This window comes from Actinomadura verrucosospora (genome assembly GCF_039540335.1).
Taxonomy (GTDB): domain Bacteria; phylum Actinomycetota; class Actinomycetes; order Streptosporangiales; family Streptosporangiaceae; genus Spirillospora; species Spirillospora verrucosospora.
Genome location: NZ_BAABEV010000037.1, coordinates 71367 through 97115, shown reverse-complemented (window position 1 = coordinate 97115; position 25749 = coordinate 71367). Strand labels below are relative to the sequence as shown.

The following is a 25749-nucleotide window of genomic DNA, read 5'->3' as shown; positions in this document are numbered from 1 at the left end:
CGACCGCCCCCGCCCGGCCGTCACCGGCCGCCCTCGCGCCGCGCGGGCAGCTCGGGGATGATCGGCTCCTCGATCGGGATGCCGGACGGCTGCCGGGCGCCGGTCAGCTTGACCAGCTCGGAGTCGCCGGTGGACACCCGGGTCCGGGGCGCGTTGATGCCGGCGCGGCGCGTCATCGCGGACGTGGAGCGCACCTGGTGCGGCAGGACGAGCGTGACGACCGTGCCGCGCTCGCCGGCGCGGGCGGTGCGCCCGGCGCGGTGCATGTAGTCCTTGTGGTCGGCGGGCGGGTCGACGTGCATCACCAGGGAGACGTCGTCGACGTGGATGCCGCGGGCGGCGACGTCGGTGGCGACCAGCACGCTGATGGTGCCCTCGCGGAACTCGGCGAGGGTGCGGGTGCGCAGGCCCTGGCTCTTGCCGCCGTGCAGCCCCGCCGCGCGGACCCCGGCCTGGGTGAGCTGCTTGGCGAGCCGGTCGACGCCGTGCTTGGTGCGGGCGAACAGGATCGTCCGGCCCTCGCGGTTGGCGATCTCGGCGGTGACGGCGCTCTTCTCCTTGGGCGCCACGAGCAGCAGGTGGTGGTCCATGGTGGCGACGGACTCGTCCACCGGGCCGATCGCGTGCGTGACCGGCTCGTTCAGGTACCGCCGGACCAGGACGTCGACGTCCTTGTCGAGGGTGGCGGAGAACAGCAGCCGCTGCCCGCCGGGCTTGGCGGCGTCCAGGATGTCGGTGACGTCGGGCAGGAAGCCCATGTCGGCCATGTGGTCGGCCTCGTCGAGCACGGCGATCTCGACGTCGGACAGGTCGCAGGCGCCCTGGCGCATCAGGTCCTTGAGCCGGCCGGGGGTGGCCACGAGCACCTCGACGCCGCGGCGCAGCGCGTCGATCTGCTTGAACATCGAGGTCTGGCCGATGACGGTCTTGAAGCGCAGGCCGAGCCCGCGGCCGAGCGGCTCCAGGTTGGTCTGGACCTGCTGGGCGAGCTCGCGGGTCGGGACGAGGATCAGCGCCAGGGGGCGCTTGGGGGCGGCCTTGCGGCCGGCGAGGCGGGCCAGGAGCGGCAGTCCGAACGCCAGGGTCTTGCCGGAGCCGGTCTTGCCGCGGCCGAGGACGTCGCGCCCATCCATCACGTCGGGGATCGCGGCGGCCTGGATGGGGAACGGCGCCTCGATGCCCTGGCGGACCAGGGCGCTCACCAGAACCGGCGGGAGGCCGAGCTCGGCGAAAGTGGGAACCCTCTCCTCGTCCGCGATGGCGGGCATGGTGGGGTTCTGTTCAGCGGCAGCTGTGGTCACGCATTACCTTCCGAGAGGGGGGCACGTCTCGGGAGGCACCGCGCTGGGTTTGGCCTGCAAGGACGAGCCTGGCGCCGTTCGTCGGCGCCGAAGAGTGATTCCTAGAGTCTAACGTCGTCAGGGGACGACCTTATGCCCCGTCTCCGAAGGAACATGCGCCACGGCACGCTCAGCAAGCACACGAAACACCGTTGACGGGGGCGGTGAGCGGGTCGGGTGAACGCCGCGTGACGGCGCCGCCACCGGTCTGCACGGGGTAGCCCTCCCGGGCCCAGTACTCGAACCCGCCGAGCATCTCCCTGACGGGACGGCCGAGCTTCGCGAACTCCAGCGCCGCCTTCTGGGCGCCGTTGCAGCCGGGCCCCCAGCAGTAGAGCACCACGTCCGCGTCCTCGGGGACGAGCGCGGCGGCGCGTTCGGCGATGTCGGCGGTGGGCAGGTGGACGGCGCCCCGGACGTGGCCCTGCGCCCAGCTCTCGGCGCTCCGGGTGTCGACGACCACGAGGCCGGGCGTCCCCTCGGCGAGTCGGGCGGCCACGTCGGACACGTCCGTCTCGAAGGCGAGGCGGGCGGAGAAGTGGCGGAGCGCCTCTGCGGCGGTGGCGGCGGGCGTCTGGTCGGCTGCGTTCATGCTCGGGCTCCCTCGAAGGTGAGAAGTCTCTCGTGGCCGTCTCGATCCTCGGGGGCCGGCGACGCGTCCGGAAGTGGCGTGAATGCCGCGTATCGCTAAGATCTCGCCATGCGCGTCGCCACCCCGTCCCGCCGGCACACCGTGTCGGTGCTGGTGTTCGACGGCATGGCGCCGTTTGAGCTGGGCACGGTCGTCGAGGTCTTCGGGCTGCCCCGCCCCGAACTGGACGTCCCCTGGTACGACCTGCGTGTCTGCTCGCTGGAACGCGGCCCGATGCGCGCGGTGGGCGGTTTCACGATGACGGCCGAGCACGGGCTGGACGTGTTCGCGTCGGCGGACACCGTCCTGGTCGTCGCCGTCCCCGACGTTCACCGCGACCCGCCGCCGGAGGTCGTCGCGGCGCTCCGGGAGGCGCACGCGCGGGGCGCCCGCGTGGCGTCCATCTGCTCGGGCGCGTTCGCGCTGGCCGCCGCCGGGCTCCTGGACGGACGGGCGGCCACCACGCACTGGCGGTACGCCGACCTGCTGCGCCGGCGCCACCCCGGCGTCCGGGTGACGCCCGACGTCCTCTACGTGGACGGCGACGACGTGCTCACCGGGGCGGGCAGCGCGGCGGGCCTCGACATGTGCCTGCACCTCGTCCGCAAGGACCACGGCGCCAGGGTCGCCAACGCGGTGGCGCGGCGGCTGGTCGTGCCGCCGCACCGGGACGGCGGGCAGGCGCAGTTCGTGGAGGCGGCGGTGGTCGCGCCGGGGGAGGACGACCCGGTCGCGCGGGCCATGGCGTGGGCGCTCGACCACCTCGCCGAGCCGATCACGGTGGGCCGCATGGCCCAGCAGGCCTGCCTCGCGCCCCGGACGTTCCTGCGGCGCTTCCAGCGGCGGACCGGGACGAGCCCGCTGCGCTGGGTGGTCGGCCAGCGGGTCCTGGCCGCGCTGCCGCTGCTGGAGCAGGGCGGCGCTCCGATCGAGGAGGTCGGCGCGGCGGTCGGCTTCGAGAGCCCGGCGACCTTCCGGCACCACTTCACCCGGGCGATGCGCACCTCGCCGTCCGCCTACCGCCGCACCTTCCGCACCACCGCCGCCTCCTGACCCGGGACGGGCCGGCGGGACGCCAGCGGGCAGCGGCGGGAGGTGCGTCCGGTTACGGTCACGAACCGGGGTTTCCCCCGAGTTTCCTGACCAGCAGAAGTCACGGATGTCAGGGGTGGGTCACGCCGCGCCCGCGACCGGTGCGCATCCGCGGTGACCGCCAGGGTCGACGAGGTCAGCGCGGCTGTCAGGGCCGCGGGACGGGCGCGGGCGGCGGCCGGACCGAAAGCCCGCAAGATCATTTTGGACGCGACCGAAACGTCCGGCCCCGCGGCGGCAAAGCCGAACTCCGGCACAAAGTTCCAGCTCAATCGTTGATCACCGCCCAAACCCTTTGTTAATCTGCCCCGCAGCCGAGAGGAAGCGGTCTCTTACTGCCGGTAATAGATCACTTTCACTCCGCAACATTTGTTCATCCCACCAACAAATGGAAGCCGTTCTCAGCGACCCTGGCCGACACAATCGGCCACGCACGCCCTCAGCTACACCCGACCCTTGAGTAGTCAGGTGAACGGTACAAGTAAATGACAGTTCAACCGCAGGCAGCCCCTGCCGCCACACGCGCCGGCGGCACCCTCGGAAAGCGGATCCTGGCGTTCGCCGGCCACCCGCTGTTCCGCGGTGACTCCCAGGTCGTCCACGGCCGCAACCCCTACCGCCGCATGCTCGTGCCGGACTCGCTGGCCGAGTCCGACTTCGACGGCCCGCCGGGGCCGGGCGAGTGGGCGGCCCACCGCTCCCTCGCCGCGCACCGGCTGCTCGGGACCTTCTACGAGGCCGAGACGGTGCTGCTCCCCGAGCAGGGGCTCGACGGCCTCTACGAGGATTTCGACCGCTTCTACGGCCCTGACCTCAAGGAACTCCGGGAAGGCTCCGTCTCGGAACTGGAACGTTTCGCGTTCGGCTGCCTGGACGAGGCCGTGGACGTCAGCGGAGCCGCCACGCCCGACGTGCTGGAGGCCTACTTCCAGCACGTCGTGGAGGAGGCCGCGGCCGGGCCGTCGCCCGCGCTCACCGCCATCGCGAACGCCCGCGACCGCAAGAGCGCCGCCGACCTGTACCTGGTGCAGCTCGCCCTGGACGGGCTCACCGAGGCCTCCGCGATGTCGCGCAACCTCGCCGGCGCCTACGGGCCCGAGCAGTCCGCCCTGTTCAAGATTTTCATCGACGAGTTCGGCTACGGGGTCTACGACGCCAAGCACACCACGATCTTCGCCAAAATGCTGCGCAGCCGCGCGATGGCGACCCATGTGCACGCGTACTGGAACTTCTACCTGGCCGGACCGCTGGCGACGAACAACTACTATTACTACCTGTCCCGCGACCATGCGAAATTCTTCCGCTACGCGGGCGCGGTCACTTATGCGGAAGCGGTGTTCGCCCCCGCATTCGTCGAAATGATCAAAGTGTTCCGCGGCATATTCGGCGACACCGTCGATCTGCATTACTGCGACGAGCACGCGCACATCGACGAGCACCACGGGCGCATCACCCGCGACCAGGTGCTGCTGGCCCTGGCCGGCCGGCACGGCCCGCGGGTCGTGCCCGAGCTGCTGCGCGGCATCGCCGAGGCGCGGCTGGTCGGCGGCTGGTTCGAGGACGACACCGCGGCGCAGATCCGCTGGGCGGACGACCTCCCCCGGCACCGGGAGCTCGCCGGTTCGGCGCGGACCGGTTCCGAACCGCCGCTGCGCGTCGCGCTGACGACCGCGAGCCCGTTCGGGACGCGCAGCCATGACGGCGACGTCGTCCTGGAGGTGGAGCGCGGTGAGGCCGACCTCGTCACGACCCCCACCGGGCCGCCCGAGCGGCTCGCGCGCGGCGAGGCCCTGCTGATCCCCGGCGGACGCCTCTACGGGATCCGGCCGGCGACGCCGGAGACCGCCTGCCTGCTCCACGCCATCTCTCCCGCCTGACACTCCCCGTCCCCGACGCTCCCACCGAGACTCCCGTCTCCCGCCCCGCCTGACCGCGCCATGCCCCGTGCCGTCCCCGCCCGTCACCGGCCGCGCCCGAACGACAAAGAGGAGCCGATGGCACGCGTCATCGTGATGGATCTGAGTCGGCACAACACCGTGATGGTCGGCCACGACCGCTACTTCGTCCTGCACGAGGGCGAGCGGTCGCTGCTCGTCCGCGACCACTGCCCGCACCGCGGCGGCCCGCTCAGCCTGGCCCGCCGCACCCCGGACGGGCGGCGGCTCAGCTGCCCCTGGCACGGCACGAAGGTCGGCGTCTCCGCCGTGAAGCGCTCCTGCCTGCCGATGGTGCGCAGCGGGGACGAGGCCGTCGTCGTCCTTCCGGACACCGGCGCACCCGTCTCGGTCATCCACAAGGAGATCCTCGCCAACCTGCCGCCCGACCCGACCCACGACGAAGGGGCCGAGAGCCGATGAACAGCGCACAGCCGCAGGGCGCGGTCACCGAGATCCGCGACGGAATGGAACTCGGCGAGTTCCTCAGGTGGGGGCGCGACCTGCACCACCAGGGCCGCTACGAGGACGCCGCCAGGGCCTTCGAGCTGATCCTCGGCCTGGACGCCGACAACCAGGAGGCCCTGATCGGCCGGAACCGGGCCGTCCGGTGCTCGGTCCCCCGCTGGCACTGGGAGATGCTGCACGACGAGGAGCGCGCCGAGCTGTACGACCGGGCGATCCGGCAGGCGGTCGCGGCCGCCCCGGACGCGCTCGTCCTCGACATCGGCGCCGGGTCGGGCCTGCTGGCGATGATGGCGGCGCGGGCCGGGGCGCGGGAGGTCGTGGCCTGCGAGGGCCAGCCGTCCGTCGCCGAGACGGCGGCGCGGGTGGTCCGGGTGGCCGGGTACGACGACGCGGTCGGCGTCGTGTCGAAGATGTCCACCCGCATGACCGTGCCCGGGGACCTGCCGAGGCGCGCCGGCCTGCTGGTCACCGAGATCGTCGACTGCGGGCTGCTCGGCGAGGGCATCCTCGGCACGATCGCGCACGCCCGCGAGCACCTCCTCGCCCCGGACGCGACGATCATGCCGTCGCGGGGACGGATCTTCGCGCAGCTCGTCGAGAGCGAGCCGCTGCACCGCAAGAACCACGTCGGCAAGCTGTACGGGTTCGACCTCGCGCCCTTCAACCGGCTGTCCACGCTGGAGTACTTCGACTCCCGGCTGCACCGGCACGAGCACCGGGCGCTGTCGGAGCCGGTGACGGTGTTCGAGTTCGACTTCTACACGGCGGACGCGCGCCCGCAGCGCACCGAGCTGACGGTCCGGCCGACGGCCGCGGGCACGATGCACGCGATCGCGTTCTGGTTCGAGATGGAGCTGATGCCGGGGATCGTGGTCGACAACGCGCCCGGCCACGACTCGCACTGGAAGCAGGCGATCCAGTGCCTGCCCGTCCCCCTGCACGTCCAGCCGGACCTGCCGGTGTCGCTGGTCGCCGCCCACGACGGCGAGTGCGTCCGCTTCGAGGTGCAGTCCGAGGAGGTGGTCGCGTGACCGCCGTGACGGAGGCGATCGCCGCACCGGCCGCGGACGAGGCCACGGCGGGCATGGTGACGACGGGGACCGCGCCGACGGCCGCCGCGGCGGGCGCCCTCGCCGCCTACTGCTCGCAGCGGATCTTCCAGCCGGGTCCCGAGGTCCTCGTCGAGGGCAACCCGTACCGGCGGCCGATCGGCCCGCCGGGCGCCGCCGACCGGGACTTCTCCGTCCCGGCGACGGAGGCGGAGTTCCTCGGCGGCGGCCAGCTCATCGCCGGCCGCGTGCTGTGCAACGCCTACGAGAGCGACATGATCCTGCTGCCCCCCGCCGGGCTGGCCTCGGCGAAGGACGACTTCGAGCTCTTCTACGGCGACGAGGTGCGGGCGCTGCGCGACGCCGTCCGGCCCGGCCTGGAGCGGTACGCGTTCTCCTTCCTGGACGACGCCGTCACCGTCCCGCCGGTGCGGACGCTGGAGGAGCTCCAGGCGTACTTCCTCGCCGAGGTCGGCGGGGCCGGGGCGCCCGCCGACGCGTCCGGGAGCAACCCGGCGGTGGACGCGGCGGCCGAGCCGACCGGCACCATGCGGCTGATCACCGAGTGCCGGCGGCCGGAGGAGGCCGCGGCGCTGCACCTGATCCAGCTCGCCCTGGACGCGCTGACCGAGGCGTCGGCGATGGCGCGCAACCTCGGCGGCTCCTACGGCGTCGAGCAGTCCGAGCTCTTCAAGATCTTCAATGACGAGTTCGGGTACGGGGTCTACGGCGCCAAGCACAGCACGATCTTCAAGGAGATGCTGGCCAGCGTCGGGCTGCGCACCGACGTGCACGCGTACTGGAACTTCTACCTGACCAGCTCCCTGGTCGGGGTGAACTACTTCAACTGGCTCACCGAGGACCACCGCGGCATGTTCCGCTACATGGCCGCGGTGACGTACCTGGAGTGGCTGTTCGCGCAGGGGTTCGCCGACACCGGCGCCATGCTCCGCGCCGTCTACGGCGACCGCGTGGACGCCAAGTACTGCGACGAGCACGCGCACATCGACGTCCACCACGGGCGGATGACCTACGAGAACCTGCTGCTCGGCCTGGCCCGCGCGCACGGCGAGCTGGTCATCCCCGAGCTGGTGCGCGGCATCGAGGACACCAAGCTGCTGCTGCGCCTCGGCGACGCCGACTTCCGCGCGCAGATCGCCTGGGCCGACGCCCTCGACCGGCACACCGAGGCGGGCGCCGCGCTGGCGTCCTCCGCGAGGGACGACGCGCAGGCGAGCACGCTCCGCCCCGACAGCCCGTTCTGCACCGGCGTGTACGACTCCGACCGGCTCGTGGAGATCACGAGCGGCGAGGCGGACGTGTACGCGTGGGCGACCGACCGCCCGCACCGGCTCGGCACGGGCGACGTGCTGCTGGTGCCGCGCGGCCGCCTGCACGGCCTGAAGGCCGCCTCGCCCGAGGCCCGGGTGACCGTTCGAACCGTGGAGAGGACGTCGCGATGACCGACAGCGCACCCCCGGCCGGGCAGCCCGCCCCGGTCGGCTCGTACAACGAGTGGGACCCGCTGGAAGAGGTGATCGTCGGCGTGATCGACGGCGCCGCCGTCCCGCCGTGGCATCCGGCGATCGAGGCGACCGTTCCGCCCGAGGCGTGGGACTTCTACCGCCGCAACGGCGGCGGGGGCTTCCCGCAGGAGCAGGTCGAGGCGGCCCGCGAGGAGCTCGACGGCTTCGTGTCGATCCTGGAGGGCGAGGGCGTCACGGTCCGGCGCCCCGACCCGGTCGACCAGTCCCGCCCGTTCGGGACCGCCGACTGGACGTCCACCGGCGGCTCGTCGCACACCTTCCCCCGCGACATCGCGCTGGTCGCGGGCGACCAGATCGTCGAGGCGACGATGGGCTGGCGGTCGTACTACTTCGCCACCCACCCGTTCCGGACGATCTTCAAGGACTACTTCCGGCGCGGCGCCCGCTGGGTCGCGGCGCCGAAGCCGCAGCTCACCGACGCGTCCTTCAACCCCGGCTACGCCGCCGCCAAGCCGGAGACCATGTCCCCGGCCGACCCGTTCCCGGACGCGACGTCCGTCATCACCGAGTTCGAGCCGATCGTGGACGCCGGCGACTTCATGCGGTTCGGCCGCGACATCCTCGTGCAGCGCAGCCACGTCACCAACCGGTTCGGCATCGAGTGGGTGCGGCGGCTGCTCGGCGGCGAGTTCCGGGTGCACGAGGTCGCGTTCGCCGACGACCACCCGATGCACATGAACGCCACGTTCGTCCCGCTGCGTCCCGGCCGGGTGCTGATCAACCCCGAGCGGGTGCCGGAGCTGCCGGAGATGTTCGCCGGCTGGGACGTGCTGGTCTGCCCCGAGCCCGCCATCCCCGCCGACCAGACCATGTACTTCTGCAGCCGGTGGATCGCGATGAACACCCTGATGCTCGACCAGGAGCGCATCTTCGTCGAGGCGCAGGAGACCGAGCTGCTGCGGCTGCTGGAGAAGGAGGGGTTCACCCCCATCCCCGTCCCCTTCCGCACGGTCAACACCTTCGGCGGCGGCTTCCACTGCGCCACCCTCGACGTCCGCCGCCGCGGCGGGCCCGAGGACTACTTCTCCTGACAACCTGCGATCGAGGTCCGCATGTCCTATGACCCGCCCGCGGGCGGCGAGCGTCCGCTCCTTCTCCTGGTCGCGAGCAGCTACTGGGTCTACCGCAAGTACATCCTGGAGTCGGTGTCGCAGCGGTACCGGCTCTGGCTGCTGAACCCGGCCCCGGCGAGCTGGGAGGAGCCCTACATCGCCGGGCACACCGTCGTCGACTGCCTCGACCTGGAGAAGCTGACGGCCGCGGCGCGCGACGTGGCCCGCGACCACGAGGTCGCCGGGGTGTTCTGCTACGACGAGGTCTACATCGAGACGTCCGCGCACCTCAGCGCGGCGCTCGGCCTCCCCGTCCTCGACCCGGGCGCGGTGGCCCGGTGCCGGGACAAGTCCGCGACGCGGGAGGCGCTGCGGGCCGCCGGGTTCCCGCAGCCCGCCTCCCGCGCCGTGGCGTCGCTGGAGGAGGCGCGCGCGTTCGCCGCCGAGACCGGCTACCCGCTCATCGTCAAGCCGCGCAACCTCGGCGGCAGCCTCGGCCTCAGCAAGGTCGAGAGGCCCGAGGACCTGGACGCCGCGTTCGCGCTCACCGACGGGACGCGGCTGGGCGGTATCCGCCAGTTCGAGAACTACGTCATCGTGGAGGAGTTCCTCGACGGCCCGGAGATCTCCGTCGAGTGCGTCCTGTTCCAGGGGGAGTGCACGCCGCTGATCGTGGCGCGCAAGGTGCTCGGCGGCAGCGGCACGCTGGCGTTCGAGGAGATCGGGCACGACGTCGACGCCGGCGACCCGCTGCTGTTCGACACCGAGTTCCACGCCATGCTCACCCGGGTCCACGCCGCGGTCGGGTTCACCGACGGGTACACGCACATCGAGTTCAAGCTGACCCCGGACGGCGCCAAGCACGTCATCGAGATCAACGTCCGGCTCGGCGGGGGGATGATCCCCTACCTCGGGCTGCTGACGTCCGGTGTCGACGGGCCGCTGGCGGCGGCCGACGTGGTGGCGGGCCGCCCGCCGGCCGTGGCGTTCCCGAAGCCGCGCAGGGCGGCGTCCATCCGGTTCGCCTATCCCCCGCACGACATGGAGATCACGTCGGCGACCGTGGACAAGGAGCTGATGCGCCCGCCGGTCGCCGAGGTGGAGCTCGCCGTGCAGCCGGGCTGGCAGGTGCGGCTGCCGCCGAACGGGCTGGCCCGCTGCGGCTACGTGATCGCGGTCGCGGAGACGCTGGAGCGGACCCGCGCCGCCATCCCGGACGCCGGGCGGTACTTCACGTTCGAGGGCACCCCGCTGGAGCAGGCGCCATGACGTCCCCGGAGCACCCGACGATCCTCGCGACGCTGCGCGGGATGAGCGGGACGGTCCGGATCCTGGTCCTCGGGAACCTGATCAGCAATCTGGCGGCGTTCCTCAACGCGTTCCTCGTGCTGTTCCTGACCAGCGAGGGCTTCACCGCGTGGGAGAGCGGCGTCGTGCTGACCGCGCTCATGATCGGCCGGATCTCCGGGTCGGCGCTCGGCGGCGCCGCCGCGGACCGCGTCGGGTACCGGTGGGTCATCGTCGGCTCGATGGCGGGCACGGCGGTGCTCACCGCGGCGCTCGTGCACGTGCCGAACATGTGGATCGGCGCTCTCGTCGCCGGGGGAGCGGGGCTGACCGCGACGGCGTACCGCCCGGCGGCGATGGCCTGGGTGGTCGAGCTGACGCCGAAGGACCGGCATGTGATGGTCTTCTCGGTGCTGCGGCTGACGTTCAACGTCGGTTCGACGGTCGGCCCGATGGGCGCCGCGCTGCTGCTGACCTACGCGTCCTACGGCGCGCTGTTCTACGTGGACGCGGCGACGTCGCTGGCGTTCGGCGTGGTCGCCTACCTGGCGCTGCGGTCGGACGCCGAGCCGGAGGTCGCCGGCGGCGGGTCCGGCAAGGACCGCACCGGCTACGGGCAGGTGCTGGCCGACCGGCGGTTCATGCTCGTCGTGCTCGGCCTCTTCCTCACCGCCATGACCTACATCCAGTCGTCGGCCGCCCTGCCGCTGTTCGTGACGGGCTCGGGCCATGACGAGCGGGTGTTCGCGATGCTGCTGACCGTCAACGGGGGCATCGTCATCGCCTTCGAGGTGCTGCTGTCCAAGTGGCTCCAGCGGCTGCCGATCGGGGTGCCGATGACGCTCGGCATGGCGATGCTGGGCGCCGGCCACCTCGTCTACACCGGCCCCACGCCCGTGGCGCTGCTCCTCCTCGCGACGGTGGTGTGGACGTTCGGGGAGATCATCGCGGCGCCGTCCATGATGGCCTACCCCGGCCTCGTCGCGCCGCCCGCGCTGCGCGCCCGCTACATCGCGGCGGCGACGATCCCGCAGCAGGTCGGCTACGCCGTCGGCCCCATGATCGGGGTCGCGGCGTGGCACGCCTGGGGCTCGGGCGTCTGGCTGCTGACCGGGGCGTTCGGGCTCGCGGGCGCCGCGGCCGTGGCCGCGGGCGCCGGGCTGGCGCGGCGGCGCCCGGCCGAGGAGGCCGAACCGGCCCTGGAGCCGGCCGCCGCCGAGGCCGGCGAGTGAGGCGGGACGGCACGGCACGGACGACCACGGCGGCGGCGCCCGCGAGGACGACCCCCGCGCAACGAGTGGAACGAACGAAACAGAAGGTGACCACCATGGACAAGCCAGTCGTCGCAATCGTGCGGCCCTTCACCTCCGCGGCGATGGTCGCTCCCGCGCTCCGGGAGGCGGGGTTCAGCCCGGTGGCCGTGATGGACTACACGGGACCCGCGCTCGCCCCGCTGCACTCCTCGCACGACCCCGGCAACTACGACGCGGTCATCAACCACCACGGCGACATGGCGGAGACGATCGCCCGGCTCGGCGCGCTGAAGCCGATCGCCGTCATCCCCGGCGTCGAGGCGGCGCTGCGGCTCGCGCAGGAGTGCTCGGACGCCCTCGCGCCGGAGTTCTCCAACGTCCCGGAGCTGGTCGACGCCCGCCGGCACAAGTACCTCATGCACCAGGCCCTGGCCGAGGCGGGGCTGCCCGTCCCCCGGCAGATCTCCACGAACGATCCCGACGAGGTCGCCGCCTGGATCGAGCGCGAGGGCCTCGCCGGCAAGGACCTCGTCGTCAAGCCGCCGACGAGCGCCGGCACCGTGGGAGTCAGCCGCGCTCCAGGCGGGCAGGGGTGGCGCGAGCAGTTCACGGCCATGCTCGGCACCCGCGACAAGCTCGACGTGCTGGCCGAGGAGGTCCTCGTCCAGGAGATGATGACCGGCACCGAGTACGCCATCGACACCGTCAGCCACGACGGCCGGCACTCGATCACCGACATCATCCGGTACCGGCGGGTCCCGTTCGGCGAGGGCATCGCGGTGTACGACTTCGTCGAGTGGCTCCCCTACGACACCGGCGCCTACGGCGAGCTCATCGACTACGGGCTCGCCGCGCTGGACGCGGTGGGGCTGCGCAACTGGGCGGCGCACACCGAGATCATGATGACCCCGGACGGGCCGCGCCTGCTGGAGGTCAACGCGCGGCTGGCCGGAGCGGGCAACCCCGCGGTGACCGAGATCGCCACCGGGGAGAGCCAGGTCACGAGGATCGTGGACGTGTGCCGCGGCCTCGGCCCGCAGATGCCGCCCGGCTACACCCTGCGCCGCAACGTCATGGCCGTGTTCCTCATGTCGCACTCCACCGGGATCGTGCGCAACGCCGAGATCTACGACCGGGCGCGCGACCTGCCCAGCTACCACTCGCCGGTGCACCTGGTGAGCACCGGCGACCGTGTCGACGCCAGCACGGACCTGTTCGCGAGCATGACGATGGGCTACATCATCCTCGCCCACGAGGACGCCGAGCAGATCTACGCCGACCGCGAGGTCATCCGCAAGATCGAGAAGGACCTGGTCGTGGACGTGGAGGAGACCGCCTGATGGTCACCGCGAAGTACGTCGCGGCCGCCGCCGAGGGGCCCCTGCGCGACGTCATGTCGGAGGTCGAGTTCCCGCCCGTGTTCGACCGGGCGTGGGGCGGATACCTGGGGACGCGGCCGCTGCTGTCGTCCGAGGCGCGCACGCGCGAGGCCGCGGACGACCTGTCCGGGCTGTTCCGGCTGATGACGTCCCTGCCGGACCGGCTGTTCGGCGGCGACCGCCGCGCGTTCTGCGCCGCGATCGGCGCGGACGCGCGCCGCACCGAACTCATGACCCGGTTCGACGCGGAGCCGTTCCTGTGGGGGCGGGCCGACCTCTACGACGACGGCTCGCGGTTCCGGCTGCTGGAGTTCAACATCGGCAGCGAACTCGGCGGCGTCGACATGAGCGAGGTCAACCGCACCCTGCTCGGCCACAAGGAGTTCGCCGCGTTCGCGGACGAGCACGGCCTGTCGAGCGTCGACACTCCGGCGGCCATAGCGCGGCATTTCGTCCAGGCCACGCAGAAGGAGGCACCCGTCGTCGCCACCCTCGAGGCCATCGACGGGATGGCGGCGTACGAGCCGCTGCACCGCTCCTTCCAGGAGTCGATGAAGCGGTGCGGCATCGAACTGCTCATCGGCGAAGTGGACCAGGTGCGGGAGAGGGACGGACGGCTGTACCTGCACGACCGTCCGCTCGACCTCGTCCTGCGGTACTTCTCCGCCCACCAGGTGGCGCGGGACCCGCGCAACGACGAGCCCGTCGAGACCGTCATGCGCGCCTGTGAGGAGGGCAAGGTCGTCCTGTGGACTCCCCTGACGGCGTCCATGTTCTCCTACAAGAGCTGCCTGCCGCTCGTCTCCGATCCCGCCATGCGCGCGGACCTGTCCCCGGACGAGAACGCCCTGATCGACCGGATCCTGCCGTGGACGCGCACCCTCACCCCCGACCTCGCCGACCGGGTCCGCGCCGAGCGGGAGGAGCTGATCCTCAAGCCGGTCGCGGGCCTGTCGGGACGGGGCGTCCGCGCGGGCTGGGACCAGACCGACCGCGAGTGGGCCGAGACGGTCGCCGGCTGCCTGAAGGAGGACTACATCGTCCAGCGCCGCGTGGTCCCCGTGAGCGAACCGATGCTCAACCCGGAGACCGGCGCGGTCGAGGACTGGATCGCCGTGTGGGGTCTCTTCGTCTTCCCGGACGGCTACGGCGGCGCGTTCTGCCGGACCGTCCCGTCCGGCGGCGCGTCCGTGGTCAACCTCGGCACCAAGGGCGCGAGAATGACCTCCGCGTTCCACTACTGACCTCGGGGGCGGGCGCCGCGGGTCTGGCTGTGCAATGCCTGCCAGATTCGCGGCGCTCTCCCATTTCGTCCACTTTCGCCCTTTCTGGGCGGCGGGCCGGTGGTTAGCATCACGCTGCCACCCTCACCGGAGAGGACCCCCCGCCATGCACAGACGCATTCTCGGCGCGCTCGCCGCGGCCACCGTCGGCGCCGCCGCCCTGACCGCCGGCGCCTCCACCGCCTCCGCCGCCGCCCCGGCCGCCGCCTCCGCTCCCGCACCGTCCGCCCAGATCAAGGCCGTCGACTTCACCGGGATCGTCGCGCTGAGCAACTGCTCCGGCTCGCTCGTGCGCACCCCGACCGCCGCCGACAGCGACCCGGCGCTCGTGCTCACCAACGGCCACTGCTACGAGGGCGGCATGCCCGGCGCCGGCCAGGTCATCACGAACCGGGCGTCCAGCCGCACGTTCAGCCTGCTCAACTCCAGCGGCTCGGGCACGCTCGGCACGCTGCGCGCCAACAGGGTGCTGTACGCCACCATGACCGACACCGACGTGACCCTGTACCGGCTCAGCCAGAGCTACGCGACCATCCAGCAGACCTACCGGACGCCGGCGCTCCAGCTCTCGCTCACCCACCCCACCGCGGGCGCCGACGTGCGCGTGGTCTCCGGCTACTGGCGCAGGATCTACTCCTGCAACATCGACGGCTTCGCCTACCGCGTCCGGGAAGGGGACTGGACGTGGAAGGACTCGATCCGCTACACCCCCGCGTGCAACGTCATCGGCGGCACGTCGGGCTCCCCGCTCGTCGACGCCTCGACCGGCAAGGTCGTGGGCGCGAACAACACCATCAACGAGGACGGCGGCCGCTGCACGCTGAACAACCCGTGCGAGGTCGACCAGTCCGGCACCATCACGGTTCACCCGAACATCGGCTACGCCCAGCAGACCTACACCCTGGCAGCCTGCATCGCCCCCGGCAGCGTGATCGACTTCAACCGCCCGGGCTGCCTCGTCCCGCGCGCGAGCAGTTGACCCCCGGCCGCGCCGGCGCGGCCCTCTAGACCGAACGCGGACCCTCCCCTGGACGGGGCGGCGCACCCCTCGCGCCGCCCCGTCCGGCCGTGTCCGGGCGAGTGACCCAACTAACCACCGGTTGTAGTACTACAGCTCGTAGTATTTCTGACAGGATGAAGTACTACAGCTTGTAGTAGATGAGCCGGAGAGGCCTGCGCCCATGGACACCGTCGACATCGCCCGGTGGCAGTTCGGGATCACCACCGTCTACCACTTCCTCTTCGTCCCGCTCACGATCGGTCTCTCCGCGCTGGTCGCGGTGCTCCAGACCGCCTGGCTGCGGACGGGGAGGACGGCGTACCTGCGCGCCACCAAGTTCTGGGGCAAGCTCTTCCTGATCAACTTCGCGATGGGGATCGTCACCGGCATCGTGCAGGAGTTCCAGTTCGGCATGAACTGGAGTGACTACTCCCGGTTCGTCGGTGACGTCTTCGGGGCGCCGCTCGCCATCGAGGGCCTCCTCGCCTTCTTCGTCGAGTCGACCTTCCTCGGCCTGTGGATCTTCGGCTGGGACCGGCTGCCGAACCGGCTGCACCTCGGCTGCATCTGGCTCGTGCACATCGGGACCCTGCTGTCGGCGTACTTCATCCTCGCCGCGAACTCCTGGATGCAGCACCCCGTCGGCTACCGGATCGACCACGAGTCCGGACGGGCCGTCCTCACCGACTTCTGGGCCGTCCTGACCAACTCCACGCAGCTCGTCGCGTTCCCGCACACCATGACGGCGGCGTTCGCCACCGGCGGCATGTTCATGGCCGGCGTCAGCGCCTGGCACCTCGCCCGCCGCAAGAACGTCGAGGTCTTCCGGCCGTCGCTGAAGCTCGCGCTCGTCGTCACCGCCATCGCGTCCATCGGCGTCGCGATCACCGGCGACCTCCAGGGCAAGGTCATGACCGAGCAGCAGCCGATGAAGATGGCCGCCGCCGAGGCGCTCTACGAGACCGAGCGGCCCGCCTCCTTCTCGATCTTCACCGTCGGGACGCTGAACGGCGAGAAGGAGGTCTTCGGCCTCAAGGTGCCGCGCCTGCTGTCGTTCCTCGCCACCGGCACCCTCGACGGCGAGGTCAAGGGGATCAACGACGTCCAGGCCGCCGAGCAGGAGCGCTACGGGGCCGGCGACTACCGGCCGATGATCCCCGTCATCTACTGGAACTTCCGGGTCATGTCCGGCGCCGGGATCGCCATGGCGCTGGTCTCGGTGGCCGGGCTGTGGCTGCTGCGCCGCGGCAGGCTCCCCTCCAACCCCTGGGTGTACCGGATCGGCGTCCTGTCGCTGACCCTGCCCTTCATCGGCAACTCCGCCGGATGGATCTTCACCGAGATGGGGCGGCAGCCCTGGTCGGTGTTCGGCGTGCTGAAGACCTCGTCCAGCGTCTCGCCCGGGGTGTCGGCCTCGTCGATGCTGATCTCGGTCGCGTCGCTGACCGCGCTCTACGGCGTCCTCCTGGTCATCGAGACGGGGCTGATGCTCAGGTACGCCAAGGCCGGGCCGCCGTCGGAGGACGAGGTGCTGCCGCCGCCGTCCGACGGCCCCGACTCCGACTCCGACTCCGAGCGCTCGCTCGCGTTCGCCTACTGAGGGCCGGTCATGGAACTCACCACCGCCTGGTTCGTCATCATCGCCTTCCTGTGGACGAGCTACTTCTTCCTGGAGGGCTTCGACTTCGGCGTCGGGATGCTGCTGCCCGTGCTCGGCCGCGACGACGTCGAGCGCCGCGTCGTCATCAACACCATCGGCCCCGTCTGGGACGGCAACGAGGTGTGGTTCATCGTCGCCGGCGCCGCCACCTTCGCCGCGTTCCCCGAGTGGTACGCCACCCTGTTCAGCGGCTTCTACCTGCCGCTCCTCGCGATCCTGCTCGCACTGATCATCCGCGGCGTCGCGTTCGAGTACCGCGGCAAGCGCGACGACGCCCGCTGGCGGGCCCGCTGGGACAGGTGCATCTTCTGGGGCAGCCTCGTGCCCGCGTTCGTGTGGGGCGTCGCGTTCGCGAACATGGTGCGCGGCGTGCCGCTCGACGCCGACCACGAGTTCGCCGGCTCCCTCGGCGACCTGCTCAACCCGTACGCGCTGCTCGGCGGGCTCACCACCGTGACGCTGTTCCTCCTGCACGGCGCGGTGTTCCTCGCGCTCAAGACGTCCGGGGGCATCCGGGCGCGGGCCCGCCGGATCGCCGGCCTCGCCGCGGTCGCCGCGATCGTCACCGGAGGCGGCTTCCTGCTGATCACCCAGCTCCAGTACGGCAAGCCCGTCACCTGGCTCACCGTCGCGGGCGCCGCCGCCGGGCTGCTCGCCGCCGCGGCGGCCAACCGGCGCGGCCGCGAGGGCTGGGCGTTCGTCGGGACCGGCGCCGCCATCGTGCTCGCCGTCGCCACCCTGTTCCTGTCGCTGTTCCCGGACGTCCTGCCGTCCACCCTCGGCACCGGCGGCCTGACCACCGCGAACGCCGCTTCGTCCGCCTACACGTTGAAGATCATGACCTGGGTGGCGGCCGTGTTCACCCCGATCGTGATGATCTACCAGGGCTGGACGTACTGGGTCTTCCGCAAGCGGATCGGCACGTCCCACATCCCCGTGAAGAAGCCTCACGCGAAGAAGCCGGTCGCATGAAGCCCCTCGACCCCCGGCTGCTGCGCCACGCCCGCACCACGCGCCCGTTCCTCGCGGCGTCCGTGCTGCTCGGCGCCGCCACCGCCGGACTGATCATCGCGCAGGCGACCCTCCTCGCCGGCATGCTCACCCGCGCCTTCCTGCACGGCGCCTCCCTCGGCGACCTGCGCACCCCGCTCCTGCTGCTCCTCGCCGTCGTCCTCGGCCGGACGCTCGTCGCGTGGCTCCAGGAGGTCGCCGCGCACCGCTCGTCCGCCGCGGTGAAGTCGCAGCTGCGCGGCCGGCTGCTCGCCCGCGCCCTGGCCCTCGGGCCGCGCTGGCTGTCCGGGGAGCGCAGCGGCGAGCTCGCCACCCTCGCCACCCGCGGGATCGACGCGCTGGACGACTACTTCTCCCGCTACCTGCCGCAGCTCGTCCTGGCGGTGATCGTCCCGGTGGCGGTCGGCGCGCGGATCCTGCTCGGCGACTGGCTCTCCGCCGTGACGATCGCCGCGACGCTGCCGCTCATCCCCGTCTTCGCGATCCTGGTCGGGCTCACCACCCAGCGCAGGATGGACCGGCAGTGGCGGACGCTCTCCCTGCTGTCCGCCCACTTCCTGGACGTCGTCGCCGGGCTGCCCACGCTGAAGATCTTCGGCCGGGCCCGCGCGCAGGCGGACCGGATCCGCGAGATCACCGGCCGGCACCGGCGCGCGACCATGTCCACCCTGCGGATCGCGTTCCTGTCCGCCCTCGTCCTCGAAGTGCTGTCCACCCTGTCCGTCGCGCTGGTCGCCGTGTCGATCGGGCTCCGGCTCGTGGAGGGCGGTCTCGGCCTGGAGACCGCGCTGCTCGTCCTCATCCTGGCCCCGGAGGCCTACCTGCCCCTCCGCCAGGTCGGCGCGCAGTACCACGCGAGCGTCGAGGGCCTCACCGCCGCCGCGCGGATCTTCGAGGTCCTCGAGACGCCGCTGCCGCCCGCCGGGACGCGGCGGGACGTCCCCGACCCCGACCGCGCCACGCTCCGCCTGGACGGCGTGACGGTGACGTACCCCGGCCGCGACGTCCCCGCCCTCGACGACTTCTCGCTGACCGTCCACCCGGGCGAGACGGTCGCGCTGGTCGGCCCGAGCGGCGCGGGCAAGTCGACCGTGCTCGCCGTGCTCCTCGGCTTCGTCCGCCCGGACTCGGGCCGCGTCCTGGTCGACTGGGACGACCTCGCCGACCTGGCCCCGGACGCCTGGCGCGAGCGGATCGCCTGGGTCCCCCAGCACCCGCACCTGTTCGCCGGCACCGTCGCCGCGAACATCCGCCTCGGCCGCCCGGACGCGTCCGACGCCGAGGTCCGCGAGGCCGCCCGCGCCGCGAACGCCCTCGGGTTCGTCGACGCCCTCCCCTCGGGCTTCGACACCCCCCTGGGCGACCGCGGCGCGGGCCTGTCCGCGGGCCAGCGCCAGCGCATCGCCCTGGCCCGCGCCTTCCTCCGCGACGCCCCGCTCCTCCTCCTGGACGAGCCGACCTCCCACCTGGACGCCGAGAGCGAGGCCGCCGTGCTCGACGCCGTCCAGCGGCTGGCGGAGTCCCGCACGGTGATCCTCGTGGCCCACCGCCCGGCGCTGGCCGCGATGGCCGACCGCACCGTCCCCGTCGCCCCGGCGCTGGTGACGGCATGACCCGCCGCCCGCGCCCCGCGCGGATCGCCGGGACGGATGATTCACGTGAAACCTCCGCGTCCTCGTGGGGCGCGGCGGAGGCTTCGGCCGACGAGGCGGGGGTGAGGGCATGATCTTCCGGCTTCTCCGGTTCGCGCGTCCGGCGCGGGGACGGCTCGCGCTGGCCGTGCTGTTCGGGGTGCTGGCGCTCGGCAGCGGGGTCGGGCTGATGGCGACGTCGGCGTGGCTGATCTCGCGGGCGGCGCAGCATCCGCCGGTGCTCATGCTGATGGTCGCGATCGTGGCGGTCCGCGCGTTCGGCCTGGGGCGGGGCGTGTTCCGGTACGTCGAGCGCCTCGTGGGCCACGACGCGACGTTCCGGATCCTCGCCGACCTGCGGGCCCGGGTGTACGAGCGGCTGGAGCGGCTCGCGCCCGCCGGGCTCCCCGCCTTCCGCGGCGGCGACCTCCTGAACCGGCTGGTCGCGGACGTCGACGCCGTCCAGGACCTCTTCCTGCGGGTCCTGCTGCCCTGCACCGTCGCCGCGGTCGTCGGCGGCGCCTCCGTCGGGCTCGCCTGGCTGCTGCTTCCCTCGGCTGGCGTCGTCCTCCTGCTGGCCCTGCTGCTCGCCGGGGTCGCCGCCCCCTGGCTGTCGGGCGCCGTCTCCCGCCGCGCCGAACGCCGCACGACCGACCTGCGCGGCGAGCTCACCTCGCACGTCGTCGACACCCTCCAGGGCGCGCCGGAACTCATCGCGTACGGCGCCGCCCCCGAGCAGCTCGCCAAGGCCGCGCAGCTCGATCGCGACTTCACGCGCGCCACGGCCCGTTCCGCGACCACCGCGGGACTCGGCGCCGCGATCTCCGCACTCGCCGGCGGTCTGGCCGTCTGGGGCAGTCTCGCCGTCGGCGTACCGGCCGTCCGCTCGGGAGCGCTCGACGGCGTCCTCCTCGCGGTCGTCGTCCTCCTCCCGCTGGCCGCGTTCGAGGTCGTCGCCGGGCTGCCCCTGGCCGCGCAGTACCTGGAGCGGGTCCGCCGTTCGGCCGCGCGCGTCTTCGCCGTCCTGGACAGCCCGCCCCCGGTCCAGGAGCCGGACGCTCCGGCTCCCCTGCCCGCAGCGCCCTACACGCTCTCGGTCGAGAACCTCCGAGCCCGGTGGACGCCCACCGCGCCCTACGCCCTCGACGGCGTCTCCCTGGAACTCGTGCCCGGCCGCCGCTGCGCGATCGTCGGCCCGAGCGGATCGGGCAAGACCACCCTGACGGCCGTGCTGCTCCGCTTCCTGGAATCCTCCGGCGGCTGGACGTCCCTCAACGGCGTCGACCTGCGCGCGCTCTCCGGCGACGACGTCCGCCGGGTCATCGGCCTCTGCGCCCAGGACGCCCACCTGTTCGACTCGACGATCGGTGAGAACGTCCGCCTGGCCCGCCCGTCCGCCACCGACGAGGAGATCCGCGACGCGCTGCGCCGCGCCCGGCTCCTCGACTGGGTCGACTCCCTCCCGGACGGCCTCGCCACCCGCGTCGGCGAGCACGGCGCCCGGGTCTCCGGCGGCCAGCGCCAGCGCATCGCCCTGGCCCGCGCCCTCCTCGCCGACTTCCCGATCCTGCTGCTCGACGAGCCCGCCGAGCACCTCGACCTCGCGACGGCCGACGAGCTGACCGCCGACCTCCTCACCGCCACCGAGGGCCGGACGACGCTCCTGGTCACCCACCGCCTCGCCGGCCTGGACGCCGTCGACGAGATCATCGTCCTGGACGGGGGCCGCGTCATCGACCGGGGCGCCCACACCGACCTCGTGAACCGCCCCGGCCCCTACCGTGCCCTCTGGCAACGCGAGCAGGCCGCCGCGCCGGCTCCCCAGCTCACCTAGACCATCCGCCTACCTGTTTCTGGGGTCTTCTGGGAACACTTCCCGATCCGTCCGCATCACACGGGGTACAGGATCCGTTCGACGGAACGGGGGTTCCCCAGATGAAGATCTTGCGCATCACCCTCCGGATCGCCATGGTGCTCCTCGCCCTGGCCACCACGATCGGCGCCCTGAACGCCGCCCGAGCCGACACTCCCCTCTGGCCCCGGCCCGCCAGTTCCCAGCCGTGAGGCGCCTGCAGGCGGCTGGTGCCCGGTCACCGATGAGTTCGGCCGGCACGCCGAGTCCTACAGCACAACGAAACTCGGCAGCATCGGCAGAGGGAGAGCGTTACCCATGGCCCAAGTGATCTGCGACATGTCCGTCTCGCTCGACGGGTACGTCACCGGCCCGAACGACAGCCGCGAGAACCCGTTCGGCGACGGCGCCGGGATGCTGCACAAGTGGATGTCCGACCAGGCGACCGACGACGACCGGGCCATCCTGGAGAAGGTCGTCGCAGACTGGGGTGCGGTGGTGATGGGCCGCAAGTCCTTCGAGAAGAACGAGGGGGAGGGCGGCTGGGGCGAGGGCGGTCCGATGGGCGACCTCCCGTGCTTCGTGGTCACGCACCAGGCACCGACCAGGTCGTACCCGCCGGTGTTCACCTTCGTCACCGACGGGGTGGCCGGCGCGATCGAGCAGGCCAAGAAGGCGGCCGGCGGCAAGGTCGTCGGACTGCACGGCGCGACCGTCATGCAGCAGGCGCTCCCGCTCGGCCTGGTCGACGAGATCCGCGTGCACGTGGTTCCGGTCCTGGTCGGCGGCGGTACGCCGTTGTTCGGCACGCTCGATTCCTCGATCACCCTCGAACGCACCCAGGTGACGGAGACCCCGGCCGCGACCCACCTCTCCTACCGCGTCATCCGCTGACCGAGCCTCGGGCCCCGGTCGGCCGCCTTGTCGATCAGTTCGACGCCGCGCCGGAAACCCTGGGGTCGAACGGCACGGCGGCTGCTTCATGGCTGCGACGGGGCGGTGGACGGCGTCTTCGTCAGGCGGGCCGCGGCGGCGAGGAGCATGCGCTCGGCGCCCGGCCGGGCGATCAGTTGCAGCCCGGCGGGCAGTCCGTCGACGAGGCCGGCGGGCAGGCTGACGGCGGGAAGTCCGAGCACGCTCCAGGGGCTGGTGTACGCCAGGAGCGCCGCGCGGACGTCGACCGGCGCTCCGTTCAGCGCCAGTGTCCGGGCGCCCAGCGGCGGAGCGACGACCGGAACGGTGGGCATCGCGAGGAACTCGAAGCGTCCGAAGAGGGCCGTCACCGCCCTGCGGACCCGTTCCCGCAGCTCGCGGGCCGTGGCCGTGTCCTCGGCGGTGACCCGCCCGGCGGCGTGGAGGCGCGCCAGCACCTCCGGGTCGTAGAGGTCCGGCGCGGCGGCCATCCGTGCGGCGTGGAGCCGGTGGACCTCGCCGCCCTGGATCGCGGTGTAGGCCCAGCGCATCCGCGCGATGTCGGGGACGGCGACGTCCCGCACGGGCAGTGGCTCCAGCGCGGCGCGGGCCGCGGCGGACACGCGCGGGTCGACCGGGTGGAGCGCGTCCGGCGCCACCCAGCCGACGCGGGCGCCGGAGACGTCCGGGACCGGACCCTCCCGTCCGGCCAGAACGTTCCACAGCAGCAGGCAGTCATCGGCGGTCCGCGCCATCGGGCCCACCGTGTCCAGGGAGGACGAGACCGGGAAGACGCCGTCGGACGGCACGGCGCCCAGGGTGGGCTTGAGCCCGACGATCCCGCAGCACGCGGCGGGGATGCGCACGGAGCCGCCGGTGTCGGTGCCCACCGCGAGCGGCACGATCCCGGCGGCCACGGCCGCGGCCGACCCGCTGCTGGACCCGCCGGCGAGCCGCCCGTCCCCGTAGGGGTTGCGGGTCGGCCCGTTCAGCGAGCGGTCGCCGGTCGGCCCGAAGGCGAACTCGTGGGTCGCGGCCTTCCCGACGATGATCGCGCCGGCGTCGCGCAACCGGCGCACGCACTCGGCGTCGTGCTCGGGCACCCGGTCCGCGTGGTGGCGGGAGCCCCTCGTGGTGCGCAGCCCGGCGGTGTCGACGACGTCCTTGACCGCGACGGGGACGCCGTGCAGGGGACCGCGGTCGAGGCCCGCGGCCAGTTCCCGTCCGGCGCGCTCCGCCGCCGCGCGCGCCCCCGGCCCGTCCACGGTGACGAACGCGTTGAGCGCTCCGAGGCGTGACGCCTCGGCCAGTGACCGCTCCACCAGATCGCCCGGGGACGTCCTCCCGTCTCGGAGCGCCCTGCCCAATCCCGCGACCGTCCGCCGGGAGAACCAGCCCGCCTCCGGCGGCAGGCCGATCACGCCGACCGCCCCGCATCGACCCGTCGCGTCACGGCTCCGCCTCTTTCCCACTCGGTCGGGGGTCTCTGACTGACCCAAACGATTGGGTCAAACGTTTGGGTTGTATAAAAGACACCGGACGGTGGCCCTGTCAAGGGCACGGCGACAGGAGGGCGGACGGGGTGGCCCGCAACGACCGGCAGCGGCCCGCGACGCTGCGGACCGTCGCGCAGGCGGCGGGCGTCGACGTCTCCACCGTCTCCCGGGTGCTCAACGGCTCCCCCGAGGACGCCCAGCGCGCCGCGTCCCGCGAGACCGCCGAGGAGATCCGGCGCTGGGCCGCCCGGCTGGACTACCGCCCCAACCCGCACGCCACCAGCCTGCGCACCCAGCGCAGCAACCTCGTCGGCGTCCTGGTCCCCCGGCTGTCCGACCTGGTGCTCGCCACGATCTACGAGGGCATCGAGGACGCCGCCGCCCGGCACGGCCTCACCACCTTCGTCATGAACAGCCACGACCGGCCCGAGCAGCAGCGGGCGCGCACCGAGCTGGCGCTGTCCCGGCACGTCGACGGCCTGGTCTTCGGCGACGCGCACACCGACGCCGCCTTCCTCGACGAGATCGCCGCGCGGCGCGTCCCGTTCGTCCTGGTCAGCCGGCACGCCGGCGGGCACCCGTCCGTCACCTGCGACGACCGCCTCGGCGGACGCCTGGTCGCCGACCACCTGCTCGCCCTCGGCCACCGGCGGGTCGGCGTCATCGCGGGCGAGCCCTTCGCCAGCACCGGCGCCGACCGCACCGCCGGGTTCGTCGACCGCTACCGGGAGGCGGGCCACCCCGTGCCCGGCTCCCACATCGTCCACTCCGGCTTCGACGCCGCCGGGGGCCGGGCCGCCGCCGAACGCCTCCTGCGCCACGACCCCCGGCCCACGGCCCTCTTCGCCGTCAACGACTTCGCGGCCATCGGCGCGCTCGGCGTCCTGCGCGACCAGGGCCTGCGTCCCGGCGAGGACGTCGCCGTCGCCGGCTACAACGACACCCCCCTCGCGGCGGAGCTGCCCATCCCGCTCACCAGCGTCCGCTCGCCCATGCACGAGATGGGCGAGCGGGCCCTCGACCTGCTCGTCGATCTGCTCGCCGGACGGACGCCCCCGTCCGAGCGGCTGCCTCCCGACCTCATCGTCCGGGCCTCCACCGCCAAGGAGTTCTGACCCAGGGGCTGCTGAAAGCCGCAAAAGCCACTGGCCGGACAGAGGGAAGGCCCGTGCCACTCGCCCCGCCGCACAGTCGACCGCAGGGAGTTCTTCGCCGTGGCCGGTCTTCGACCGTTCAGCTCGTCAACTGAAGGCGGCGCGCCCCCGGACCAACGGCAGGAAGACCTCTTCCACGATCTCGACGAGGACGCCATCCGGCACGGCCGGGACGCCTCGCGCCATGTACTCGTTGCGCAGCAGCGCGACCGGCGTGGACGCGACCCGAGGATGCAGCGCCTCGGCCGCGGCCTCACCACGGGCCACCGCCCGTCCGAGCACCGTCAGCCACGCCGCCTCGTAGGCGCCGCCACCGCCGTCCCGCAACTCGGCGAGGACCTCCGGCGCGCTCCCGGCCGCCGCGATCAGCCCGCGCAGGATCTCCCCGTACGGCGACGACCAGGTGCTGTTCGCGCGGCGCAGCAGGTCGAGAGCGTCGTCCCGCAGCGAACCGGTGTCCGGGACCGTGACCTCGGTGTCCGCCAGCCGGCGGTACGCGGCGACGCCGAGCGCGACGCGATTCGGCCACCGCCGGTAGATCGCGTTCTTGTTCGTGCCGGCCCGCCGCGCCACCTCGTCCATGGTCAGGCCGCCGGCACCGGACTCCCGCAGCACCTCGGCCGCCGCCCGCAGGATCGCCTCCTCCAGCGCGGCCCCCCGCCGCCGCGACCCACCGCCCTCAGCCATGCAGCCCCTTCACCGCCCTAGGGTACGAAGC

The 25749-nt window shown here is 72.7% G+C and carries 22 protein-coding genes; 18 read left to right on the top strand and 4 right to left on the bottom strand.

The window, feature by feature from the left end; all coding sequences use genetic code 11:
• Nucleotides 1-20: 20 nt before the first annotated feature.
• Complete coding sequence (locus ABD944_RS31355) at nt 21-1268, bottom strand: DEAD/DEAH box helicase (protein WP_345182874.1); 1248 nt, start codon at nt 1266-1268, stop codon at nt 21-23.
• Nucleotides 1269-1470: 202 nt separating this feature from the next.
• A complete protein-coding gene (locus ABD944_RS31350; protein ID WP_345182873.1) occupies nt 1471-1932 on the bottom strand; it encodes a rhodanese-like domain-containing protein in 462 nt (153 codons plus the stop codon).
• Between the two features lie 108 nt (nt 1933-2040).
• Between ABD944_RS31350 and ABD944_RS31345 the strand changes: the two genes are divergently transcribed.
• The 17 genes from ABD944_RS31345 (at nt 2041) to ABD944_RS31265 (ending at nt 22363) form a co-directional block, all read left to right on the top strand.
• Nucleotides 2041-3024, top strand: a complete 984-nt coding sequence (locus ABD944_RS31345; RefSeq protein ID WP_345182872.1) for a helix-turn-helix domain-containing protein — start codon at nt 2041-2043, stop codon at nt 3022-3024.
• A 524-nt stretch (nt 3025-3548) separates the two neighbouring features.
• Nucleotides 3549-4940: an iron-containing redox enzyme family protein gene (locus tag ABD944_RS31340; protein ID WP_345182871.1), complete on the top strand. Its 1392-nt coding sequence runs from the start codon at nt 3549-3551 to the stop codon at nt 4938-4940.
• A 117-nt stretch (nt 4941-5057) separates the two neighbouring features.
• Entirely contained in the window at nt 5058-5420 is a 363-nt protein-coding gene (locus ABD944_RS31335) for a Rieske 2Fe-2S domain-containing protein (protein WP_089310854.1), read from the top strand.
• Nucleotides 5417-6496 carry a 50S ribosomal protein L11 methyltransferase gene (locus ABD944_RS31330; protein WP_345182870.1) on the top strand — a complete coding sequence of 360 codons (1080 nt, stop codon included), beginning with the start codon at nt 5417-5419 and terminating at the stop codon, nt 6494-6496. The genes ABD944_RS31335 and ABD944_RS31330 overlap by 4 nt, the downstream gene beginning before the upstream one ends.
• Nucleotides 6493-7977, top strand: a complete 1485-nt coding sequence (locus tag ABD944_RS31325) for an iron-containing redox enzyme family protein (protein WP_345182869.1) — start codon at nt 6493-6495, stop codon at nt 7975-7977. The genes ABD944_RS31330 and ABD944_RS31325 overlap by 4 nt, the downstream gene beginning before the upstream one ends.
• Nucleotides 7974-9092, top strand: a complete 1119-nt coding sequence (locus tag ABD944_RS31320; protein ID WP_345182868.1) for a serine/threonine protein kinase — start codon at nt 7974-7976, stop codon at nt 9090-9092. The genes ABD944_RS31325 and ABD944_RS31320 overlap by 4 nt, the downstream gene beginning before the upstream one ends.
• Nucleotides 9093-9113: 21 nt before the next feature.
• Nucleotides 9114-10382: an ATP-grasp domain-containing protein gene (locus tag ABD944_RS31315; protein ID WP_345182867.1), complete on the top strand. Its 1269-nt coding sequence runs from the start codon at nt 9114-9116 to the stop codon at nt 10380-10382.
• Nucleotides 10379-11632 (top strand): MFS transporter, encoded by a 1254-nt coding sequence (locus ABD944_RS31310; RefSeq protein ID WP_345182865.1) that lies wholly within the window; start codon nt 10379-10381, stop codon nt 11630-11632. The genes ABD944_RS31315 and ABD944_RS31310 overlap by 4 nt, the downstream gene beginning before the upstream one ends.
• A gap of 95 nt (nt 11633-11727) precedes the next feature.
• Nucleotides 11728-12993, top strand: a complete 1266-nt coding sequence (locus ABD944_RS31305; RefSeq protein ID WP_345182864.1) for an ATP-grasp domain-containing protein — start codon at nt 11728-11730, stop codon at nt 12991-12993.
• Entirely contained in the window at nt 12993-14276 is a 1284-nt protein-coding gene (locus ABD944_RS31300; protein ID WP_345182863.1) for a hypothetical protein, read from the top strand. Before ABD944_RS31305 ends, ABD944_RS31300 begins: the two co-directional genes overlap by 1 nt.
• A 145-nt stretch (nt 14277-14421) precedes the next feature.
• The gene (locus ABD944_RS31295; protein ID WP_345182862.1) at nt 14422-15294 is read left to right on the top strand and encodes a S1 family peptidase; all 873 of its coding nucleotides are present in this window, start codon (nt 14422-14424) and stop codon (nt 15292-15294) included.
• Nucleotides 15295-15496: 202 nt separating this feature from the next.
• A complete protein-coding gene (locus tag ABD944_RS31290; protein ID WP_345182861.1) occupies nt 15497-16915 on the top strand; it encodes a cytochrome ubiquinol oxidase subunit I in 1419 nt (472 codons plus the stop codon).
• Between the two features lie 9 nt (nt 16916-16924).
• Nucleotides 16925-17947 (top strand): cytochrome d ubiquinol oxidase subunit II, encoded by a 1023-nt coding sequence (cydB, locus tag ABD944_RS31285; protein WP_345182860.1) that lies wholly within the window; start codon nt 16925-16927, stop codon nt 17945-17947.
• Nucleotides 17944-19599, top strand: coding sequence for a thiol reductant ABC exporter subunit CydD (cydD, locus tag ABD944_RS31280; protein ID WP_345182858.1), 1656 nt, complete (start codon nt 17944-17946; stop codon nt 19597-19599). Before cydB ends, cydD begins: the two co-directional genes overlap by 4 nt.
• Nucleotides 19600-19708: 109 nt before the next feature.
• Nucleotides 19709-21451: a thiol reductant ABC exporter subunit CydC gene (gene cydC / locus ABD944_RS31275; protein ID WP_345182857.1), complete on the top strand. Its 1743-nt coding sequence runs from the start codon at nt 19709-19711 to the stop codon at nt 21449-21451.
• A 101-nt stretch (nt 21452-21552) separates the two neighbouring features.
• Nucleotides 21553-21681, top strand: coding sequence for a hypothetical protein (locus ABD944_RS31270; RefSeq protein ID WP_345182856.1), 129 nt, complete (start codon nt 21553-21555; stop codon nt 21679-21681).
• 106 nt (nt 21682-21787) lie between these two features.
• Nucleotides 21788-22363, top strand: coding sequence for a dihydrofolate reductase family protein (locus ABD944_RS31265; protein ID WP_345182855.1), 576 nt, complete (start codon nt 21788-21790; stop codon nt 22361-22363).
• Nucleotides 22364-22449: 86 nt separating this feature from the next.
• Here ABD944_RS31265 and ABD944_RS31260 read toward each other — a convergent pair whose 3' ends face one another.
• Entirely contained in the window at nt 22450-23802 is a 1353-nt protein-coding gene (locus tag ABD944_RS31260; protein WP_345182854.1) for an amidase, read from the bottom strand.
• A 161-nt stretch (nt 23803-23963) separates the two neighbouring features.
• Between ABD944_RS31260 and ABD944_RS31255 the strand changes: the two genes are divergently transcribed.
• Nucleotides 23964-24992 (top strand): LacI family DNA-binding transcriptional regulator, encoded by a 1029-nt coding sequence (locus ABD944_RS31255; RefSeq protein ID WP_345182852.1) that lies wholly within the window; start codon nt 23964-23966, stop codon nt 24990-24992.
• Between the two features lie 126 nt (nt 24993-25118).
• On the opposite strand, the gene ABD944_RS31250 is transcribed toward ABD944_RS31255, so the two are convergent.
• On the bottom strand, nt 25119-25718 hold the full coding sequence (locus ABD944_RS31250) for a TetR/AcrR family transcriptional regulator (RefSeq protein ID WP_345182851.1): 600 nt from the start codon (nt 25716-25718) through the stop codon (nt 25119-25121).
• Nucleotides 25719-25749: the final 31 nt, after the last annotated feature.

What these genes read in the sequence shown, in the direction of transcription:
- ABD944_RS31355 (WP_345182874.1), bottom strand. Translation starts at nt 1,268, where the DNA reads ATGCCCGCCATCGCGGACGAGGAGAGGGTTCCCACTTTCGCCGAGCTC.
- ABD944_RS31350 (WP_345182873.1), bottom strand. Translation starts at nt 1,932, where the DNA reads ATGAACGCAGCCGACCAGACGCCCGCCGCCACCGCCGCAGAGGCGCTC.
- ABD944_RS31345 (WP_345182872.1), top strand. Translation starts at nt 2,041, where the DNA reads ATGCGCGTCGCCACCCCGTCCCGCCGGCACACCGTGTCGGTGCTGGTG.
- ABD944_RS31340 (WP_345182871.1), top strand. Translation starts at nt 3,549, where the DNA reads ATGACAGTTCAACCGCAGGCAGCCCCTGCCGCCACACGCGCCGGCGGC.
- ABD944_RS31335 (WP_089310854.1), top strand. Translation starts at nt 5,058, where the DNA reads ATGGCACGCGTCATCGTGATGGATCTGAGTCGGCACAACACCGTGATG.
- ABD944_RS31330 (WP_345182870.1), top strand. Translation starts at nt 5,417, where the DNA reads ATGAACAGCGCACAGCCGCAGGGCGCGGTCACCGAGATCCGCGACGGA.
- ABD944_RS31320 (WP_345182868.1), top strand. Translation starts at nt 7,974, where the DNA reads ATGACCGACAGCGCACCCCCGGCCGGGCAGCCCGCCCCGGTCGGCTCG.
- ABD944_RS31315 (WP_345182867.1), top strand. Translation starts at nt 9,114, where the DNA reads ATGTCCTATGACCCGCCCGCGGGCGGCGAGCGTCCGCTCCTTCTCCTG.
- ABD944_RS31310 (WP_345182865.1), top strand. Translation starts at nt 10,379, where the DNA reads ATGACGTCCCCGGAGCACCCGACGATCCTCGCGACGCTGCGCGGGATG.
- ABD944_RS31305 (WP_345182864.1), top strand. Translation starts at nt 11,728, where the DNA reads ATGGACAAGCCAGTCGTCGCAATCGTGCGGCCCTTCACCTCCGCGGCG.
- ABD944_RS31300 (WP_345182863.1), top strand. Translation starts at nt 12,993, where the DNA reads ATGGTCACCGCGAAGTACGTCGCGGCCGCCGCCGAGGGGCCCCTGCGC.
- ABD944_RS31295 (WP_345182862.1), top strand. Translation starts at nt 14,422, where the DNA reads ATGCACAGACGCATTCTCGGCGCGCTCGCCGCGGCCACCGTCGGCGCC.
- ABD944_RS31290 (WP_345182861.1), top strand. Translation starts at nt 15,497, where the DNA reads ATGGACACCGTCGACATCGCCCGGTGGCAGTTCGGGATCACCACCGTC.
- cydB (WP_345182860.1), top strand. Translation starts at nt 16,925, where the DNA reads ATGGAACTCACCACCGCCTGGTTCGTCATCATCGCCTTCCTGTGGACG.
- cydD (WP_345182858.1), top strand. Translation starts at nt 17,944, where the DNA reads ATGAAGCCCCTCGACCCCCGGCTGCTGCGCCACGCCCGCACCACGCGC.
- cydC (WP_345182857.1), top strand. Translation starts at nt 19,709, where the DNA reads ATGATCTTCCGGCTTCTCCGGTTCGCGCGTCCGGCGCGGGGACGGCTC.
- ABD944_RS31270 (WP_345182856.1), top strand. Translation starts at nt 21,553, where the DNA reads ATGAAGATCTTGCGCATCACCCTCCGGATCGCCATGGTGCTCCTCGCC.
- ABD944_RS31265 (WP_345182855.1), top strand. Translation starts at nt 21,788, where the DNA reads ATGGCCCAAGTGATCTGCGACATGTCCGTCTCGCTCGACGGGTACGTC.
- ABD944_RS31250 (WP_345182851.1), bottom strand. Translation starts at nt 25,718, where the DNA reads ATGGCTGAGGGCGGTGGGTCGCGGCGGCGGGGGGCCGCGCTGGAGGAG.